The sequence below is a fragment of the Thermostichus sp. MS-CIW-41 genome (genome assembly GCF_054058915.1).
The window spans coordinates 1-18,018 of the sequence record NZ_JBSSBO010000057.1; the positions used below are offsets into that span (position 1 = coordinate 1).

An 18,018-nucleotide genomic window follows, 5' to 3' on the forward strand; every position below is an offset into this window, starting at 1 on the left:
TCTCGTTTTGACAAATTGGCCAGGAACTTCTTGAGTTTTCTCTATCTCGTCAGTGCTCTCTTTTGGCTCAAATGAAAGATCAACACAACCTAGTCAAGCCAGCTCAGATCGGAGAGCAGATCTTGAGAGTAAGGGGAGGAAGGTTGCGCTTGCAGATGAAACAACATCTGAAGGGTATCGCTCATCAGAAAGTAACAGGTCAAGACGCCGCCGGCAGCCACAGCCACCAGTGTCCCTGCCAACATGCGTGAGAACTCCTGACTCTGAAAAGCCTGCTCCATCAAGCGCAGCGCCCAGAATCCCAGGAGGACAACAATGGCAAGGATGATCAACATATCGTAATTTATTGTAACAAGCCTGCTGCTCAACGGCCATTGACAGAATTGAATAAGAACATAAGGACTCCCCTTGTCCCTCATGCTCCATGACTCTGAGTCAGTGTACAGAAGGGCTTGGCGTGCCTGGATTTGCAGCCCTTTTCGGTTGCCCTTGCTGCAGGCCATGAGCACAAAAGGGATCCCACCAGCGAAGATTGCAGGTTGGGCCGGCGTTCAAGCGGGCTACAGCCGACGCCCGTTATCGGAAATGCGGGTGGATCAGGAGCTGATGTGGCTGATTCAGGTAGGGCTGTTGCGGCGGGAAGTGGATGGGCAGGGGATCACGGATCGGTATCGTCTGGCACCTCTGGGTCGGCAGTTGCTGCAAGATCTGGAGAGGGATGAAGCTTTTGCCGGGATCTCGGCAAGCTGGGCAGACCACCTGCAGAATAGGCTGACCCGCTGGCGGCTGCTCCCCTGAGGATCCCCTACACTGGATCCAACTTTCAACGCCGCTCTCGAGGGGGGATATGGTACGGCCAAGGTTGATGCGTGTGCCCGGATCCCTGGCACTCCAACGTCCACTCCAAACCTCTTTGCAGCGGCGCAGCCAAGCGATTAACCGGCGCAGCAAATCTATCTACCGCAAAACCCGCTCCCTCTACCGACGCAACTTGCCCCTTTATCTGCGCAATTTGCTGTTGCAATACCGCACCAGCCTTATCTACAACCTCAAAGCCAGGCCTGTCAGCAGAACCCGTCGAGGATAGCAAGCCCCCCTCTGGATCCCAGCACAACAGTCTTCACCCCGTCGGAGTTGGTGATGGAGATTGTCCACCCCCAAGCCTGTGTAACCCCGTAGGAGGGGTACTTCTTGCAGGAGACTATTGGATTGTGAAGCGGCCAACTCCCACCTTCTCGCCGTTGACATGAATCTCGACGCGGTAGCGGCCGGTGTAGGGCTGGCTGAAGCTCAAATAGCCTTGCACCGTGTCGCCGGGATCCCAGGGAACATCTAGCCTGCGGATCAGTTGCTCGCCCCCGGCTTCTCCGCCCTCGTAGTACCAGAGTATCTCCACCTTGGCGTTGACAGGAAGGTTGCCCACTGGCAAGATGGCCCAGATCAACGTGTCGGTGGTCTTGAACTCGGTTGTGGCCTCGCCAGGGCTGCCGTCCCCCCGACCTCGGTACAGGCCGATTGTCTTCAGCCCCGCCCCTTTGGGGATCTCTCCGCTGTAGGCACGGGCATCTGCTTGCGCAGCCTGACCCAGGCGATCCAGCTCAGCCAGCAAATCTTCCTGCTGCTTCAGGGCATCGGTTGCTTCCTGCAGCCACTGGGCGATCTGCCGCTCTGAGGTTGGGACTTCTGAAGCCGGGGAAGAAGGCTGTGCAATCGCCCCGCTGAGGTTGCGAATGGGAAAACCCTGAGCTGTCCCCACCTCGCTGCCCAGTAAGTTCAGCCAGCGGCTTCGCACTTCGGACGTCATCTCTGGCTTTGCGGCATAGGCAATGCGCACACTGCCGCTTGGGCCTCGGGTGATCCGGCCAATCTCATGTTCCTCAACTCCACTCACCGTTCCACGACAGCCAGCACTGCGAAACTCGTAGAGCACATCTTCTTCGCTCTCCCGATGGAACTCCCAAGTCGTTTGGGGACAGTTGGCCAGGAGGTTGTCCCGCATGTGGTTGGCAAGAAAGCGCGGCGATCCCTGGACATGAACGTCCATGACGGAGAGCATTTCTCTCCAAGAGGCCAAGCTCTCTCCAGGCCGTATGAGAAGGGTTAGAGTAAGCCCTTCCAGAGCTTGATGATCGGCGAAAACCCATTCCCCCGAATCCCCTTCGATAACAACGTTTCCCGAGGGGCTGAGGAAAGCGGATGCAAACAGCAGGCCGGCAAAAAGATTCAACACAATGCCCTTCCTTATCCTGGGATTTGTACTTGAAAATGAGATAGGACGACTTTCAAGCCGCTCACTGGGCAAGCAAAGAAGGGCTGGACAAAGAGGCTAGAGTCTTCGTCGTTGCCGTTTGCAAGGCTCACCTCAGGAAAATCTCGATAGATCCCTACAGCTTGATTTTGCTGACCTTACCAAAACGTCAATTGACCTCCCCAAAACATTGACCAGCCTAGCACAATTGAGCTCAATTCTGAACCCCACTTTGCAGAAACGCCGTGTTTTTCTGATGAGTATATCCATTTACATTGAACAGATATCAGCCTGTTCGTTCAGAAACCTGAAGCTCCCTGTATGGCAATCGAAAGCTGGTCACTTTAGCAGGTTACTGTGGCCAACTGAAGAGGAGATCTTTCCGATGATCAACCAGTTATCCCCCAAGGTCTCCAGCCGCGGCTCCACCAGTTGCCAGCTTTGGTTGACATCAGGGATCCCCTCCCCTGCTACCGGGGTTGGCGCAGCGGCTCCGCCTAGGATCTTGGGAGCGATGAAGGCGGCTACTTTCTGGATCGCCCCATCTTTGAGGGCTGCCCAGGCCAGCGTGCCCCCGCATTCCCAGAGGGCACTCAGACACCCCCGCTGAAAGAGCACCTGTGCCGCCCGCGAGGGGGTTACTTGGGGCAGATGCAGCAGCTCCACCCCCTGCTTGGCCAGGGATCCCCACAAAGGATGGGTTGCCACAGCTTCTGTGATCACCAACGTCGGCGCTTCTTCCACCTGCCACAGATGGGCGACGGGAGGTAGGTTCAGGGAACGGCTGAGGACCACCCGCAACGGCTGGGATCCCTGCAACTCCGCCAGGCGACAGGTGAGGCGCGGGTTATCCTGCCAAACGGTTCGGGATCCAACGATGACGGCATCATGCCAGGCCCGCTGTTGGTGTACCCACTGCCGCGCCGGAGAGTTGCTGATCCAGCGGCTGTGGCCGGTGGCGGCGGCGCTCTTGCCATCCAGGGTCATGGCGTATTTCAGCAGGCCGAAACACTGTTGCCGCACAATGGCGAAGGCAAACCCCTCGTTCAGCTCCTGGCACTCCCGCTCCAGCACTCCCACCGTCACGTCGATCCCCGCCTCCTGCAGGCGGCGGATCCCTTTGCCAGCCACCAAGGGATTGGGATCCTGCATCCCCACCACCACCCGCCGGATCCCGGCAGCTAGGATGGCCTCGGTACAGGGAGGGGTACGGCCATAGTGGTTGCAGGGCTCCAGGTTGACGTAGAGCGTTGCCCCTCTGGCCAGGGATCCCGCCTGTTGCAGAGCCAACACCTCCGCATGGGGCTGCCCTGCCCCCGGATGAACGCCTTCCCCCACCACCCGATCCCCCTGCACGATCACGCAACTCACCCGCGGATTGGGAGAGGGACGCTGAGGTGTGGAACGGGCCAGGGATAGACACCGTTCCATCCACTGCTGATCCGAAATCATAAAATGGGCATCCGCTCCAGAGCGGCTCAAAGCAGTGACAAGGCTGCCAGCTTGCGGTTGAAAGCTGCAATTGCCTTGGATTCTAGCTCTGCCACCTGCAATGCGTAGTCGCGGGCGCGGGCCTTTTGTTCGTTGCTGACAATCTCTCCCGAACGCAGGCGATCCAACAAATCTGAGGGATCCAACACCTCATCCATCGGGAAGCGGCCCAGATGAATCATGATCGGCAGGCATATTCTTCGCCAAGAATCAGAGCGGAAGTGAGCGTGGGTGATTCCCTCTCTCCCAGCTTGAGGGTGGGACGAGCCTTGCGGCCAACCACCACCTGGCGATGGGTCTCGATCACTGCTCTGGCCCGATCCAGATCTTGATTTTTCCAATCCACAGCCAGCCTGAGGCGGTGGGCGATGAAATCCGCAGTGGCGATGTAGAGGAGAGAGGGATCGATGAAAGCATAAACCCGCGTCTGGGCAGTTGACACCACCGTTGCACAAAACGCCGGGAAGGTGATCCCCGCCTCCACCACCGTGGTCACCCCTGAGCGGATCCCCGCCTCATCCGCCGGCAGACAAAAATCCCCCACTGATGTAAAAACATGGGTGTGAATATCGATCCAGCCAGGGGTGAGGAGCTGCCCTCGCAAATCCACAACTTCTGCCCCACAGACAGGCAGGTGGCGTCCAATTGCAGCGATCTTGCCCTCCTACACCCGCAGTTGCCCGATCTCGTCCAATCCCTGGTCGGGATCCAGCAGATGTGCGTTGATAAACAGGGTGGCAGCCACCAGAACTCCTGTCAACAAGGCGTTAGACCAGTATTGCGGCAAGGTAAAACACTTTTTTCTTGCAATTTGTAGGCTCAACTACAAAATCCGACGCGGAGAAGACCGCAATCTGAGCGTGATACCTGCTACATCTGCCGTTTCGACAAACAGGCTCTAATATTGGGATGGTTATTCTAGGAGCTGCCTTCATGACCTCTTCCCCCCACCTGACCGCTGCAGAGGGGGCAGCGGGTTCTGCCAACGGGCTGAAGGAGGCATCCCTGTTTGGGGAACGGGATCCCTTGGCCCATTCCCTTCAAGTCAACGAAGCCTTCAACCGCAGGAACAACCTGTTGAACCGTCGCCTGCAATTGGTGGAAGAACTCTGGGAATCGGTGATCCTGCAGGAGTGCGGTCAGTCTCTGGTGGATCTGTTGCAGCGACTGCGTTCCATGTGTTCCCCAGAAGGACAAGCCCTGGAGTACCCGATCCCAGAGGTACTACAAATTATCGAGCATCTCAGCCTGGATGCCACCATCCAAACGGCGCGCGCCTTTGCCCTGTTTTTCCAGTTGATCAACATTGTTGAACAGCACTACGAACGGGCAGAAGACTCGGACATGCGCATGGTGGATAGCCAACAACGTACCGTGCGAGAAAACGAAAAATTTGAACGGCTGTTCCCTTACCTGCGGGCCCAAGGGGTGCCGCCGGGCCTACTGCGCAGATTGCTGGAGCAGTTGCACATTCGCATGGTTTTTACCGCCCACCCCACCGAGATCGTCCGCCACACCATTCGCGAGAAGCAACGGGCCTTCTCTCGCTTGCTCAGCCAACTGGATTGGGCAGAACAAACCCAGCCTTTGCAGGCCCAGATGATAAAAGAACAGATGGCGGAAGAAGTCTTGCTTTGGTGGCGTACCGACGAGTTGCATCAGTCCAAGCCGACTGTTTTGAACGAAGTCGATTACACTTTGCACTATTTTGAAGAGGTGTTGTTTCAGGCCATCCCCCTGCTGCACGAGTACCTCAGCCGCAGCCTGAAAAAAGCTTTTCCCAGCGTCGAGCCACCGCCGGCAGGATTTTGCAACTTCGGCTCGTGGGTAGGCGGGGATCGGGATGGCAACCCTTCCGTCACCGCCGATGTTACCTGGCAAACGGCTCGCTATCAGCGCAACCTCATCCTGGGCAAGTACATCGAATCGGTGAAGGCTCTCACCAAAACCCTGAGCATTTCCCTGCATTGGGGGGATGTGGACAGCCAACTGCTGGATGCCCTTGAGCAGGATCACCGCCTCATGCCCGAGGTTTACGAATCGTTTTCTCTGCAATATCGCCAGGAGCCTTACCGCCTCAAGCTCAGCTACATTCAGCGGCGGCTGGAGTTAACGCGGGAGCGCAACCGCAACTTGGCCGACTCCGCTTGTTTGCCCACCCCTCCCCCTGTGGACAACGCCTATGCCAACGCGGAAGAATTCCTGGCCGACTTGCAGCTTATCCAGAAAAGCTTGAAAAACAGCGGCCTTTCCTGCCGTCAGTTGGATCATCTCATTCAACAGGTACAGGTGTTTGGCTTTCACCTGGCCCATCTGGATATCCGCCAAGACAGCAGCTACCACGAAGCCGCTCTCACGGAGATTTTCGAGTACCTGCGCATTTTGCCGCGTCCCTACAACGAGATGACGGAAGAGGAAAAAACCGCCTTTCTCCTGCAGGAGCTGCAAACCCGTCGGCCTCTGATACCTTTGGAGATTGCCTTTTCCGATAAGACAGCAGAGCTGATCGCCACCTTTCGCACCCTGCGCCGCCTGCAGCAGGAATTCGGCTTGGCTATTTGCCAAACCTATGTGATCAGCATGAGCCGCCAGTTGAGCGACCTGTTGGAGGTGCTGCTGATGGCCAAGGAGGTGGGTCTCTACGATCCCATCAGTGGTCGCGGATCCCTGGCGGTGGTGCCGCTGTTTGAGACCGTCGAAGACCTGAAGCGGGCCCCGGAAGTTTTGCGGCAGTTGCTGGAGATCCCTTTCTATCGCCAGTACTTGGCTCAGCAGGGGAATCTACAGGAGGTGATGCTGGGCTACTCCGATAGCAACAAAGATTCCGGCTTTTTGAGCAGCAACTGGGAGATTTACAAGGCTCAACAACGCCTGCAGACGGTGGCCGAATCCTACGGGGTGAAGCTGCAAATCTTCCATGGCCGGGGCGGTTCGGTGGGCCGTGGAGGGGGCCCGGCTTACGAGGCCATCTTGGCTCAGCCAGGGCGCAGTGTGGGGGGCCGCATCAAAATTACCGAACAGGGAGAGGTGTTGGCCTCCAAGTATTCCCTCCAGGATCTGGCCATTTTTAACCTGGAAACCGTCACCAGCGCCGTGATCCAGGCCAGCCTACTGCGCACCTACCCCAACGATCTGCACGAGTGGTCGCGCCTGATGGAATCCTTGGCGGAGCGCTCCCGGCAGGTGTACCGTAACCTGGTCTACGAGCAGGAGGGCTTTGTGGAGTTTTTCCACGAGGTCACCCCCATTGAAGAGATCAGCCAACTGCAGATCAGCTCCCGTCCTGCCCGCCGCAGCGGCAGCCAGAAGGATATTGGATCCCTGCGGGCCATTCCCTGGGTATTTAGTTGGACGCAAAGCCGCTTTCTCTTGCCGGCCTGGTATGGGGTTGGCACCGCCCTACAAGAATACGTGGCCAGGGGCGAGCACAACCTCAACCACCTGCAGCACCTCTATCGCGAATGGCCTTTCTTCCGCATGGTGATCTCCAAAGTGGAGATGACTCTGGCCAAAGTGGATCTGCAAATAGCGCGTCACTACGTGCGGGAGATGAGCTCTCCAGAGCGTCTAGAGCGGGCGATGGAGCTGTTTGAGTGTATTGCCCAAGAAATGCACCGCACCCGCACAATAGTGCTGCAGATTACGGGTCACAGCGAACTGTTGGAGAACGACCCTTATTTGAAGCGCTCGGTGCAGTTGCGCAACCGCTCTATTGTGCCCTTGGGCTTTATTCAAGTCTCTCTCCTCAAGCGCCTGCGGGAGCGTCAGGGATCCCGCACCGGACGAACACGCTACGACCGAGCTGAACTTCTGCGTGGAGCTTTACTTACCATTAACGGCATTGCCGCCGGGATGCGCAACACAGGCTGAGGGATCCGACTAATTGACCCTGGCGCTGCTTCTATCAAGTTCAGATCGGCATTGAGAGCCTATCAGAACAGATCGTCATCATACTCTTCTGGCTCCACCTCTACTGGCTCTACTTCGACAACGCGGCGGGAAGGACGGCGGGGGGGTTCATCCGCGTAGCTTTCCCCTTGGTCTTGGGGCAACCGTGGGGGACGGCGACGAGTAGCTGTACCTGTGCTGCGCTCTTCCTGCACATCCACATCCTCTGGATACTCTTCGGTGGCAGGACGACGGGGGCGGCGGGCCTCTGGCGGCGGTGCTGGTTCATCGTAGTCCGTATCCTGACGCGGGCGGACCCCTGGCTCCTCGTAATACTCATCCCCTTCGGGTCGGCGGCGGGGACGCACACGGGTATCGCCCGTCAGCTGGGGCCGCGGGCGACGGCTCGGCTCTGCGCTGCCTTCGGGAATGGAGCGGGTGGAGGAGGTGTCGCGAATACGGGATCCCTCAGCCCGGGTGGAAACCGTGCGTCCTTGGGCATAGCCATCCGGGGGATAGGTGCGGCTGAAGCCTTGCCGCCGAACGGTCGGACGAGCCCCGCCCACCTGCCGTGCTTTTTCGCTTAAGAGAATCCGCAAACGGAAGGTTTCGATGGCAAACCAGCCGGCCATCACCGCCAGCAACACCTGCGCAAAGAACAGCAACGGGATGAGCCGCTGACCTTCCAAGAGCAAGCAGACGGAATAGATCAGGCCCATCGTGGCAAAAATCACGTCATACTCAGCGGAGGCCTCTCGCTTGATGAACCGAACCGCGAAGATGGCTCCACTGGCAATCGCCACCAGCGCTGCCATCAAGAAGTAGGGGCTTTGGGTGAGAAACATGCCAGGGATCCCTAAACGATGAAGACGGGAGAGCGTTGAGCCTTATCCATTCCACAGCCGATCCTAGCATTGATCCTCCTGGTGGCACGGACAACAAAACCCAGGTTTGGGTGTAGGGACGGGATCCCTCTTCAATAAAAGGGATCGGTGCTAAAATCGGCAGCATCTTCCTGCATGTTCCATGCTGTATCTGGCACGGGTACACAAAAAAAGTCTCTTCGGCCAGGGGGAGCTGCAGCTCTTGGCCCGGCAGGCCGAGGACGGGGTTTGGATGCCGCTGCGCAAGCCAGAAGGGGTCACCTGCAAAGAGGTTGGCCCTTACAACATTGGGGTGTTGCTGCTGGTTGAGCTTTCGGAAGAGCGGCAGGTACGGCGGGTGGAAGAGGCAGCCATGAAGCTGGTGGAGATGTTGCACAACCTATCCCGAACCCACAGTCTGGTGGATCTGTCGGAGATTGAAAGCTGGCGGCAATCCTTGACTCGGCAAAGCCAAGAGCTGAGCCGTCGCGAAGCAGAGGTGGCCGCTCGCCAAGAGCAACTGCAACAGTGGGAAAACCGTCTGCGAGAAAAGCTGTCTCCTTGAGCTCTCAGATCTACTCTTATCTTAAGTAGAGTCATTGTTAAGCTAATTGAGAAGCCCCCCAAGTGCTCTGTGCCGCTGCCATCACCCCATCTCCCAAAAAGAAAGGGGAGCTGGATGGAAATGTTTCATACCTGTTTAAAATGACTGTAAGTCCAAGTAAGTCTATGAGTGAATCTGGATGTTCTGCGCCTTCCCAAATCAGTAGTGATATGACCCGGATCAACTTGAGTTAAGCCATTCTTTTCCCCCAGAATAAGCGGGGCAAATCCGGGATCCATCATGCCCCATGTTGCCCATGGCAACAGACTGTCCCACCTCCAGTGTAGAAATCCCCCGACTTTAGTCGGTGAGAGTGTCAACCCTGTGCTGGTGCTGTACGACCTCAATCAAACTGCGCTGAGATCTGGCCTTAACTCGCGGGCACCTCGCAGATAAACATGCTGCATGTCCGCTTGAGCAAGTGGAGTATTCAACTGGATCAAAACCCGAATGCAACGGGGTAAGTCGCCGCTCACCTCCATCTGTTGCACATCCAACAGAGGCACCGACTCCCAACCGGGGCGACGACGAGCAAACTGGGCGGGAAAAGCTGCATTTAAATCAGGGGTAACGGAAAAAATAACGCTGACTAGTTCAGCCGGATCGAGGGCGTTGCGGTGCTCTAGCGTATCCAGCAGCTCAGCCACCGCCGCGCCAATGGCCTCGGCACTGTTTGTAGGTACGGTGATGGCTCCCCGAATTGCTCTGACTCGCCACCCCAATGGCCACACCCTCGCGCGCTTGAGCTCGCCTTGCTTCCAGAAAATTATACAGACTCATCCCTGTTGGGATCCCATCCCTCTGGGGAAAACCAGCCCCTATCGCCTAGCTGGGCTGCAGGAGCTTTTCCAGGATCTGCTCGTGGCTGAGGCCGGAGTCCACCCAGGCTTCTCCCTCTTTGAGGCGGGCAGCAGCGGTTACGACAAACAAATTGCTCTTCGCTCCCAAAGCCTCGCTGGCGGTTTGCACGCAGAGCAAATCCTGGCCGGTTAGCTGGCTAAACCAGGTGGCCAACAGCCCTGCCTCCAGAAAGCCCATCGGCCGCTTGAAATGGGGAGGCGTGACGGCAGCGAAGGGGGAATTGCGAATCGACACCACCAGCACTCCTTGATCTTTGTAAGTCCAGTCGATCTCGATCAATCCCCAGCCATGAGTTTTCCAAGCTTGTCTCAGACTTTGCAGGAAAAGGCCCATCTCCAGCTCGGCCAAAGGCTTCTGGTAGTAGTTGGAGAGTTCTTGGGCAAAACGGCGGAAAAACTCCTTGCCCCACATCCGACCACAGTTGCGCAATACCAAACGAGCAGCCTGGCCAGTCTCGTATTCCAGGCCCGTGTAGATGCCCCGCAGCAATGCTTCTGGAAGGGCCAAGAGACGTTCACCGTGGCGACTTTCCAGTAAGCCCGATTCCAAATCGCTTCGCAGATAAGCGCTGGGTGTGTAGTAGTTGGCCAAAACGGGCGTGTAGGGATCGAAGTTGACTGAGCCATTGGAGATAGAGCTAGTGCCGGTCATAAGGGATCCCCTGGTTATCCAATCCAAGTCGTTATTGAGCTTTAAGCATCCAAATAGGAGCAGGGTGCAGTTGACAGTTCGTTGGTTGTTGAGCTGGGAGAACGGTTGTTTACGCTCCAAATCTTATGGCGATCCCTCCAGCAATTGAATACCCCTTGGGCAGATTTACTACAACGCTAACATTAACTCCAACGACACTGAAGTCTCCGGCTAGTTGAGATAGAGCGCTCTAGCACCGAAAAATGCAAAAAGCAAAAAAGTATCTAGCTCTAAAACAGCAAGGCCACCTGTACCTGGGTGATTAAGGGGCGGATAAACTCCAACTCTCCAGGAGCCAGATGGTCTCTCAACTCCTGCTGGAAAATCCGATAGGCAACCTCATAAACCCTCTGCAGCCCGTACAGGCGCACCTCTTCTTCCATCCACTCGAGCAGCCGCTCTTTCAGGAGGTTTTCGTCCTGCAGCAACATGGCCATAGCGCTGTGACGCAGCAGCAACAGCAGGTGTCGCCGGCACAGATCCAACACTTGGGGAGAAAGGTCGGGCATCTCCTTTTGCAGGGCATCTAGGGTTTTGCTCACCACCTGGCTCTCCCGTTCCCGCAAAACTCGGTACACATGTTGTCGTTTTGGCCAGCCGAGAACATAGGCCTTCAGATGCTCCAGCTCCTCTGGCTTGAGGTAGCGGGCTTCCGACTCGATCAGCATCTGCTCCAAGGGGCTTACCATCTCGCTTCTTCCGGATGTCAGTGGGTGCTAGGAGACTCAAAACAAGCTGAACAGATCTGCCAAGGTGATCTGTTCTTCTGCCGGCTCGGGTTCTGGTGCTGCCGACAGGGATCCCAGAGAATGCGCAGCCAAACTCAGGGGATCCCCGGCCCAGGGGATGGAGCCAAAATGCTCCTGCACTTGCAGAAAAGGCATCGGCAGAGTGCGCCTCTGTAGGGGGCGGTTATCCCAATTTAGACGGGCAAAAAAGCTCTGCACCGAATCCTCTAAAGTAATCTTCCAGGTCATGCCTTGGCTACTCCCTGGCCTGAACGCAATTTTTGGGCAATTTCGCTGGCACTGGCCCCTTCGTTTAGCCAGAAGGCAGCCGCATCGATGCGATCTTTGCTGCCGAGCAAAAACTTGCAGTAGCTTTCTCCCATGGAGTAGCACTGGATCTCGATGCAGTTCAGTTGCCGTTCCACCATGGTGCTAAAAAAGCCGGCAAACAATCCGGCGTAAAGATGACAGACAGGTTTGCCCACATCCCCCAGGGTGCGGGCCACGGCGGAGTCAAAGAGGTTGATGAAAATAAACCCTTGCCGCCGACTCTCGGTCTCCACCTCCCAGCGCCCCCATCCTTGCGAGGTCAGAGGCCACCACCAGGTTTCCAAGAGAAACATGAGATTACTCTGCTTGGGGTGGCGCCGATATTCCTCCTCAAACCAGCGGGAAAAATGGAGGGCATCGTTGCGTCCCCACTCTCGGCCAATGGTGTACATCAGAGAAGCCGAGGCATCTCCCACTTCTTCCTCCAGGCCCTGCTGTAAACCCAGGATAAAGTCTTCGCTCACCAAGACATTGCGGGCGCCCGTCCAGTCCACAAGGGATCCCTGGGAGAGGTCAAAGCGAAAAAAGTCTTCGCGGCTGTAGTGGTTATGCCGTTGGGCGGCAGGCTGAAGAGGTATCTCAATGGGGGCAGTCGTCATGGTTGGGTGAGGAGAGATCAGATTTTTTAACACTCCTTATCATACCCTTCTTAATTGGCATTTTTACCAAAAAACTGGGTCTAAAGCCTCGTCCTCAAGGCCTACGGCCCGCTGACGCAGTTGCAACAGCGTTGCGGAGCAATGGGGGACGGCTTTGGGATAGACTCAGGGCGACGGCAGGGTAGTCAACCGCTCCAAAAACCCAGCAGGAGTGGGTCAACTGGAGAAAACTGCCCTCAGAGGGAGACAGAAAAGCCCTGAGTTGTTGTAAAGATTTATTCAAAAATTGGGAAGAAGAGCTGTACAGGGATCCGGAGCAGTACTTAAGACTGAGGCCTGACCTTGATGAAAGCAATGGCAGACCGCCACAGCAGCGACTCCCGCCCCTCGGCATCGGCTAAACAGAGGCAATCGGGATCCTGCCAGCGCAACTGGCCGACGAAGACATCTCCGGTATTGAGTTTGACCTCGAGGGTTTCCCGATCCTTGATGACCTTCTGCAGGCGACGCACGCTCGGGATCCCGGTGTTGAAATCGGTCACGACAGCCCTATCAGCCAGCGAGAAACGGTATGTCAGCAAGCCCACTGCCCCCAGTATAGGGGATCCCTGCCGCTTCCCACTGCCCCTCCACCACACTTCCACAACTTGGGCTCAAAACTCGCCCTCATCTTTGCCCATTTTTTCTGCTGGCGAGTACTATGTAGGGGGGATGGCGCTTAGAAAAGCGGTAAACCTTTCGAGTTCGCCGTCTTTTTTAAGCGAATCTACGGGTGTTCTTCCCGAAAAAAGCCAGCACAATAGGGCTAGGGTGATAGAGGGTGCGGCTGTCGCCCTAGGGAAGGTGAATCCTCAGCTGGGATCCCTTCTACATGCCATTTTGCCGCCGAGTTGTCTGTCCTTTTCAACCCTCATCAGTATCAGCAGTATCAGTGCAGGAGAGATCGTTATGGCAGTAGAGAAAGTGAACTCCTCGTCCAGCTTGGCCGAAGTGATCGATCGCATCTTGGATAAAGGTATCGTGGTCGATGCCTGGGTGCGGGTTTCTTTGGTTGGGATCGAGCTGTTGGCCATTGAAGCCCGCGTCGTTGTGGCTTCTGTGGAAACCTACCTGAAGTACGCTGAGGCTGTGGGTCTGACGGCTACTGCTGCTGCTCCTGCCGTCTAAATCTGCCTAACCAAAATCACTCAACCAAGGAAAGTGCCCACAACCCTCTCGCCTTGAGCATCGCAATGGTTGGATGAGTTATGCTCTCTGGGCGGAGGCGTAGGAAGCTAGCCGTCGGAAAGCGAGGCAGGGATCCACCTCTGGTCTCTGCCTTGCTCTCATGGGTTTCGTTCACGGATCGAGTCTTGCAGACGTGTTGGGCTGCAGACTGGCATGATAGCTGGATATCGAGTTTGAAGGGGTAGAGAAGCTGTATCCACCCAAGCATTGAACACGACGTAAGGGATTGAACACCATGAGTTTGCAGGAACAATGGGCCATGGCCCGCAGCCAGCGGGTGGCTCAGAATCGAAGTTTGTTAAGCCGATCCCGGCAGCAGCGCCTAGAGCAGCACCAAGCCCTGATGGTTGAGCTGGGGCAGCGCCGCCAGCAACGACAAGAAGCAATACGGCACCAGACGGAGCAAACCCGCAGCCAATTGCAGAAACTGAGGCAGGAGCGGGCTGTGAGGCGATCCCTGGACGAATGCTCCCGTTCGGAAGCGGCGGCTCAGCGGGCCAAGTCGGTGGCAGAGAGTCTGGCTCGCCTGGAGCAGGAACGAGCTGCTCAATTGGAAGTCAGCCGGCAGCAATTGCAGGCTTTCCGGGCTAACTTGACTGCGGCTGTGGAGCATTTGCTGAGCACCTATACGCAGGCTCGGCAGGCGATGGCCGACAAAACTCAGCAAGCGCGGCAGTCTTTTTGCGCCGATTTGCGGCAGTGGGTACAGGCTCTCCGGCAAATGGCTCGACAGGAGCTGGCTCAGATGGCTCAGGAACAGCAAGCCCAGGCCCAGGCCCTGCGGGGATCCCTGGCCACTTTCCGGGCAGAGTTGCATAAGCAGGTGTGGGGCAATGGGATCCCTGACCTCATCCCAGAACCTGAGGTCTCCATTTCCGGTGAAGGTTCTGGCAGTTCCGTTGAGATTGCCGGTGAGGCGCCAATATCTGCCTCTGACTCAACGCCCATAGCCGAAGACCAAGCCCCGGTGGAGCCGCCTGCTCCCGTCTCTGTTCCCCAGCCCCAGCCCTCGGAGGGTTTAATAACGCCTGAACCCCCTGAAGTTCCGCCCACTGTTGAGAAACAAGCGGATCCCATCCTTGACTATGTCAACAAGTATGTGAGTGATCTACAAGCGCAGGATCCCAACTTGACCCTGCTGCAGGTAATTGGGGATCGGGAACGGGTGCGGGATTTGTTGGCCCGCGGCGCGGTGGATCTGGGGTTGGATCCCTCGGAAATCTTGGCTACGCTGCGGCGCATGGTGTCGGGGACGGTCGCAGTTTAGTTGTGCCGAGCGCAGGAAGAACATCCGGGCTATAGTCAAGGCAAAGGAGTCTAGGGCAGCAAAGAGGTTGGGTATCTCTATGGCCACGGTTCTGCAGGCGCGTCCCCGCCAGTTCGTGAACACCCCCTACATTGAGCGGATTACCCGCCGCGCTTTGCGCTATTTGCAATCGGGCTTTGCGGTGCATTTGCGGGGGCCTTCGGGTACGGGCAAAACCACTTTGGCGATGCATCTGGCCAGCCTGCTGGGCCGCCCCATCATGCTGATCTATGGGGATGACCGCTTCGATTCTTCCGACCTCATCGGGGGGCGCACCGGTTTTACCCATCGGCGGGTGGTGGACAACTTCATTCACTCGGTGGTGAAGACGGAGGAGGATGTGCAGCAGCGCTGGGTGGATGCCCGCCTCACCTTGGCTTGCCGAGAGGGGTTTACCCTCATCTACGACGAGTTCAATCGCTCCCGCCCTGAGGCCAACAATGCTCTCCTGAGTGCCTTGGAGGAGAGGCTGCTGGTGTTGCCGCCGGACAGCAACCGCTCGGAATATCTGCGGGTGCATCCCCAGTTCCGGGCCATTTTTACCTCTAACCCGGAGGAATATACCGGGGTTCACAGGGCCCAAGATGCGCTGCTGGATCGGATGATCACCATCGATATGGGGGAGCCGGACATCGAGACCGAAAAAGAGATCCTCACCTCGCGAATAGGCTTATCCGGCCCCGATGCACTCAAGATCGTCCACATTGTGCGGGCTTTTCGCCGCAAGTTGGATCTGACGCGCCACCCCAGCCTGCGCAGTTGTTTGATGATCGGGCGCATTGTCAAGGAACATGAGCTGGCAGTTAGCAAAGAGAATGCCGATTTTCGCGCTTTGTGTGCGGATGTGCTGTTGCCCCGGGCTGGCAAGCGCTATGAAGAGGGATCCCAGTTGCTGAATTATCTGCTAGACCAACTGCCTGGCTGAGTCTTTTGCCTGTTGATACACTTTGGAGGTCGATTAACCCTGTGCCGATTAGCTCTCAACCCTTGACCACGGCTACTCACGGCTCCTCGCTGGCCGATGTGTTGGAGCGGGTACTGGATAAGGGCATTGTGATCGCCGGAGACATCACCGTTTCGGTGGGCAATGTGGAGTTGCTGAATGTGCGCATTCGCCTGCTGATTTCTTCGGTGGATAAGGCCAAGGAGATCGGCATCAATTGGTGGGAATCGGATCCCTACCTCAACAGCCAGGCGCGGGAGCTGCTGGAAGCCAACCGACAGCTCATGCAGCGGGTTGCCGAATTGGAAAGACAGCTTGCCCAAGCTCTGCCCCAGGGGGGAAAGGGAACGGACCCATAGGCTGCCCCCCGCCATTGTGACCTGGATTGACGGGCTAGACTGGCTGCTGTGGTGGTTTGACGGGGTGATGGGGCATGGCTTTGGAGATGGCGTTTGACCGGAAGGGTTGGCAGCGGCTAGGGACGCTGGGCTGGGCTGTGGGTGTGGTGCTGGCCCTTGGGATCCCGGCTTGGGGTCAGAATCCCCGTGCCATCAGCATCAGCGCTGATGTGCAGGAGGCCAACGCCAACACAGGGGTTTTTACGGCCATCGGCAATGTCACCCTCAGTTTTCCTGCCGAGCGGCTTACGGCCCGCGCCCAAAGAGCTGTGTATTACAGCCAGGAGCAACGCATTGAGCTGGAGGGCCAGGTCATCATCAACCAAGGGGAGAATCAGTTGCAAGCAGAGAAAGTCATTTACCACATCGACAAGGGCACCATCCAGGCAGTGCCATCGGCAGGGCGGCAAGTGGAGTCCATCTACGTTTTGCCGGAGCCCAGCTCAAGTCCTTAGCTGATCCCCACACTTTTTTCCAGCAGCACGGACTCAGCCAACACGGCTATACCGTGATTTCGTCACCGATCATCCCAGCCTGCAGGGTTTCCCTCACCCCCAACCCCTCTCTCAAAAGGAGAGGGGAGCCAGGGACAGACATAACAAATCGTTTCATTGCTGTTTGAAATGACTACATTTGAAATGACTACACATGGGGCAGCGCTGGAAACGAGCTCGGGGAATGTCGGCTTAGATCCGTTTAGGATGTAGTAATTCATTTAGGATGTAGTAGTTCGGGCGGCAGACTTTTTCCCTGACTCTGAATCAAAGGATGGCTGATGGATGTTCGGGATCCGAGTTCCTCACCCCTGGCAACGAGAGGCACAGGTCACTCCAGAAGAGATGTTTTTCAGCCGGCGGCAATTTCTAGCGCAACTGGGATCCGTTGGGGTGGGAGCCAGTTTTTCTATTTTTGGGTTTGGCAGCAGGGGATCCGCTCCCTCGGTAGAACGAGAGCTGACGGGGATCCCACTCAACCCCCACTTTTCGGATGTGGGCAGGCCCGTCACCGAGGAGATTGTAGCTACTCGTTACAACAACTTTTACGAGTTTGGCTCCGGAAAGCGCGTCTGGCGGGCTGCACAGGCTTTGCCCACGGATCCCTGGACTGTCGAGATTACCGGGCTGGTGCGGCATCCTCAGCGGTTGGGCCTGGAAGATCTGTTTAACTTCCCCCTCGAAGAGCGCATCTATCGCTTTCGCTGTGTGGAAGCCTGGGCGATGGTGGTGCCGTGGTTGGGCTTTCCGATGCGGCTGCTGCTGGAACGGGTGGATCCCTTGCCGACGGCTCGATTTGTCCGCTTTACTTCCTTTTACGATTCGGAAATCATGCCTGGCCCGATCTGGCCCCCCAACTTGCCTTGGCCCTACACGGAAGGGTTGCGGATCGAGGAAATGGCTAACGAGTTGGCCTTTTTTGCCCTCGGCGTTTATGGCAAGCCGTTGCCCAAACAGCACGGAGCGCCAATTCGCATGGTAGTTCCCTGGAAGTATGGCTTTAAGGGGGGAAAATCCATCGTCAAAATCGAGCTTTTGGATCATCAACCCTCTACGTTTTGGAATACCCTCGCCCCTGAGGAGTATGGATTTGAGGCCAATGTGGATCCTAGGGTGCCCCACCCCCGCTGGTCACAGGAGCAGGAAGTCTTGATCGGTTTCGGATCCCGTTCCCAGTGGCAAATCGTTCCCACCTTGCCCTACAACGGGTACGGAGAGTATGTTGCCCACTTATATGGGTAAACTACCCGACCCTGACTGCTTCGCAGTACAGGGCGGGCTTTCGGTAGCCCTGCAGTTGGCAAGCCAACCACGGACCTCTAGGCTGGTTTACAGCAGCCCCCAAAAG

General features: G+C 56.9%; 23 protein-coding genes. 10 read left to right on the plus strand and 13 right to left on the minus strand.

Annotated elements, in window-relative coordinates; all coding sequences use genetic code 11:
* Window positions 1-89: 89 nt before the first annotated feature.
* Window positions 90-335, minus strand: a complete 246-nt coding sequence (locus tag ACVWXE_RS12815) for a hypothetical protein (protein ID WP_457444833.1) — start codon at window positions 333-335, stop codon at window positions 90-92.
* Window positions 336-417: 82 nt separating this feature from the next.
* Between ACVWXE_RS12815 and ACVWXE_RS12820 the strand changes: the two genes are divergently transcribed.
* Both ACVWXE_RS12820 and ACVWXE_RS12825 read left to right on the plus strand, forming a co-directional pair.
* Complete coding sequence (locus tag ACVWXE_RS12820; protein ID WP_011433445.1) at window positions 418-798, plus strand: Npun_F0494 family protein; 381 nt, start codon at window positions 418-420, stop codon at window positions 796-798.
* 67 nt (window positions 799-865) lie between these two features.
* Window positions 866-1,087 carry a hypothetical protein gene (locus ACVWXE_RS12825; RefSeq protein ID WP_011433444.1) on the plus strand — a complete coding sequence of 74 codons (222 nt, stop codon included), beginning with the start codon at window positions 866-868 and terminating at the stop codon, window positions 1,085-1,087.
* A 114-nt stretch (window positions 1,088-1,201) separates the two neighbouring features.
* Here ACVWXE_RS12825 and ACVWXE_RS12830 read toward each other — a convergent pair whose 3' ends face one another.
* The 5 genes from ACVWXE_RS12830 to ACVWXE_RS12850 form a co-directional block, all read right to left on the minus strand.
* A complete protein-coding gene (locus tag ACVWXE_RS12830; RefSeq protein WP_457490487.1) occupies window positions 1,202-2,230 on the minus strand; it encodes a hypothetical protein in 1,029 nt (342 codons plus the stop codon).
* A 357-nt stretch (window positions 2,231-2,587) separates the two neighbouring features.
* Window positions 2,588-3,700 carry a bifunctional diaminohydroxyphosphoribosylaminopyrimidine deaminase/5-amino-6-(5-phosphoribosylamino)uracil reductase RibD gene (ribD, locus tag ACVWXE_RS12835; protein ID WP_457474070.1) on the minus strand — a complete coding sequence of 371 codons (1,113 nt, stop codon included), beginning with the start codon at window positions 3,698-3,700 and terminating at the stop codon, window positions 2,588-2,590.
* 26 nt (window positions 3,701-3,726) lie between these two features.
* Window positions 3,727-3,921, minus strand: a complete 195-nt coding sequence (locus ACVWXE_RS12840; RefSeq protein ID WP_457490488.1) for a hypothetical protein — start codon at window positions 3,919-3,921, stop codon at window positions 3,727-3,729.
* Window positions 3,918-4,349, minus strand: a complete 432-nt coding sequence (locus tag ACVWXE_RS12845) for a hypothetical protein (RefSeq protein WP_457490489.1) — start codon at window positions 4,347-4,349, stop codon at window positions 3,918-3,920. The genes ACVWXE_RS12840 and ACVWXE_RS12845 overlap by 4 nt, the downstream gene beginning before the upstream one ends.
* 54 nt (window positions 4,350-4,403) lie before the next feature.
* Window positions 4,404-4,526: a hypothetical protein gene (locus ACVWXE_RS12850; protein ID WP_457490490.1), complete on the minus strand. Its 123-nt coding sequence runs from the start codon at window positions 4,524-4,526 to the stop codon at window positions 4,404-4,406.
* A 146-nt stretch (window positions 4,527-4,672) separates the two neighbouring features.
* Here ACVWXE_RS12850 and ppc point away from each other — a divergent pair, with 146 nt between their 5' ends.
* Complete coding sequence (ppc, locus tag ACVWXE_RS12855) at window positions 4,673-7,609, plus strand: phosphoenolpyruvate carboxylase (RefSeq protein ID WP_457490491.1); 2,937 nt, start codon at window positions 4,673-4,675, stop codon at window positions 7,607-7,609.
* Window positions 7,610-7,671: 62 nt separating this feature from the next.
* Here the strand turns inward: ppc and ACVWXE_RS12860 are convergent, their stop codons facing one another.
* Window positions 7,672-8,472 (minus strand): Ycf66 family protein, encoded by an 801-nt coding sequence (locus ACVWXE_RS12860; RefSeq protein ID WP_457441847.1) that lies wholly within the window; start codon window positions 8,470-8,472, stop codon window positions 7,672-7,674.
* A 181-nt stretch (window positions 8,473-8,653) separates the two neighbouring features.
* Between ACVWXE_RS12860 and ACVWXE_RS12865 the strand changes: the two genes are divergently transcribed.
* Window positions 8,654-9,055, plus strand: coding sequence for a hypothetical protein (locus tag ACVWXE_RS12865; RefSeq protein ID WP_414330894.1), 402 nt, complete (start codon window positions 8,654-8,656; stop codon window positions 9,053-9,055).
* Window positions 9,056-9,441: 386 nt separating this feature from the next.
* Here the strand turns inward: ACVWXE_RS12865 and aroH are convergent, their stop codons facing one another.
* From aroH to ACVWXE_RS12895, 6 genes are all read right to left on the minus strand, one after another.
* Entirely contained in the window at window positions 9,442-9,816 is a 375-nt protein-coding gene (gene aroH, locus ACVWXE_RS12870) for a chorismate mutase (RefSeq protein ID WP_414380832.1), read from the minus strand.
* Window positions 9,817-9,919: 103 nt separating this feature from the next.
* Window positions 9,920-10,606: a V4R domain-containing protein gene (locus tag ACVWXE_RS12875; protein ID WP_457490492.1), complete on the minus strand. Its 687-nt coding sequence runs from the start codon at window positions 10,604-10,606 to the stop codon at window positions 9,920-9,922.
* 269 nt (window positions 10,607-10,875) lie between these two features.
* Complete coding sequence (locus tag ACVWXE_RS12880; RefSeq protein WP_041436599.1) at window positions 10,876-11,334, minus strand: globin family protein; 459 nt, start codon at window positions 11,332-11,334, stop codon at window positions 10,876-10,878.
* A gap of 36 nt (window positions 11,335-11,370) precedes the next feature.
* The gene (locus ACVWXE_RS12885; RefSeq protein ID WP_457490493.1) at window positions 11,371-11,622 is read right to left on the minus strand and encodes a hypothetical protein; all 252 of its coding nucleotides are present in this window, start codon (window positions 11,620-11,622) and stop codon (window positions 11,371-11,373) included.
* Window positions 11,619-12,302, minus strand: a complete 684-nt coding sequence (locus ACVWXE_RS12890; RefSeq protein ID WP_414427600.1) for a V4R domain-containing protein — start codon at window positions 12,300-12,302, stop codon at window positions 11,619-11,621. Before ACVWXE_RS12890 ends, ACVWXE_RS12885 begins: the two co-directional genes overlap by 4 nt.
* Before the next feature lie 323 nt (window positions 12,303-12,625).
* Window positions 12,626-12,946, minus strand: a complete 321-nt coding sequence (locus tag ACVWXE_RS12895) for an Hfq-related RNA-binding protein (protein WP_414415719.1) — start codon at window positions 12,944-12,946, stop codon at window positions 12,626-12,628.
* Between the two features lie 304 nt (window positions 12,947-13,250).
* Between ACVWXE_RS12895 and gvpA the strand changes: the two genes are divergently transcribed.
* The 6 genes from gvpA to msrP all read left to right on the plus strand — a co-directional run bounded on the left by gvpA (window position 13,251) and on the right by msrP (window position 17,912).
* Window positions 13,251-13,469, plus strand: coding sequence for a gas vesicle structural protein GvpA (gvpA, locus tag ACVWXE_RS12900; RefSeq protein WP_011429717.1), 219 nt, complete (start codon window positions 13,251-13,253; stop codon window positions 13,467-13,469).
* A gap of 295 nt (window positions 13,470-13,764) precedes the next feature.
* A complete protein-coding gene (gene gvpC, locus ACVWXE_RS12905; protein ID WP_457490494.1) occupies window positions 13,765-14,796 on the plus strand; it encodes a gas vesicle protein GvpC in 1,032 nt (343 codons plus the stop codon).
* A gap of 79 nt (window positions 14,797-14,875) precedes the next feature.
* Window positions 14,876-15,760, plus strand: a complete 885-nt coding sequence (gvpN, locus tag ACVWXE_RS12910; RefSeq protein WP_011433426.1) for a gas vesicle protein GvpN — start codon at window positions 14,876-14,878, stop codon at window positions 15,758-15,760.
* A 41-nt stretch (window positions 15,761-15,801) separates the two neighbouring features.
* Window positions 15,802-16,137, plus strand: a complete 336-nt coding sequence (locus tag ACVWXE_RS12915) for a gas vesicle protein (protein WP_011433425.1) — start codon at window positions 15,802-15,804, stop codon at window positions 16,135-16,137.
* Window positions 16,138-16,211: 74 nt separating this feature from the next.
* Complete coding sequence (locus ACVWXE_RS12920) at window positions 16,212-16,631, plus strand: LptA/OstA family protein (RefSeq protein ID WP_011433424.1); 420 nt, start codon at window positions 16,212-16,214, stop codon at window positions 16,629-16,631.
* Window positions 16,632-16,955: 324 nt separating this feature from the next.
* Complete coding sequence (msrP, locus tag ACVWXE_RS12925) at window positions 16,956-17,912, plus strand: protein-methionine-sulfoxide reductase catalytic subunit MsrP (RefSeq protein WP_457490495.1); 957 nt, start codon at window positions 16,956-16,958, stop codon at window positions 17,910-17,912.
* Window positions 17,913-18,018: the final 106 nt, after the last annotated feature.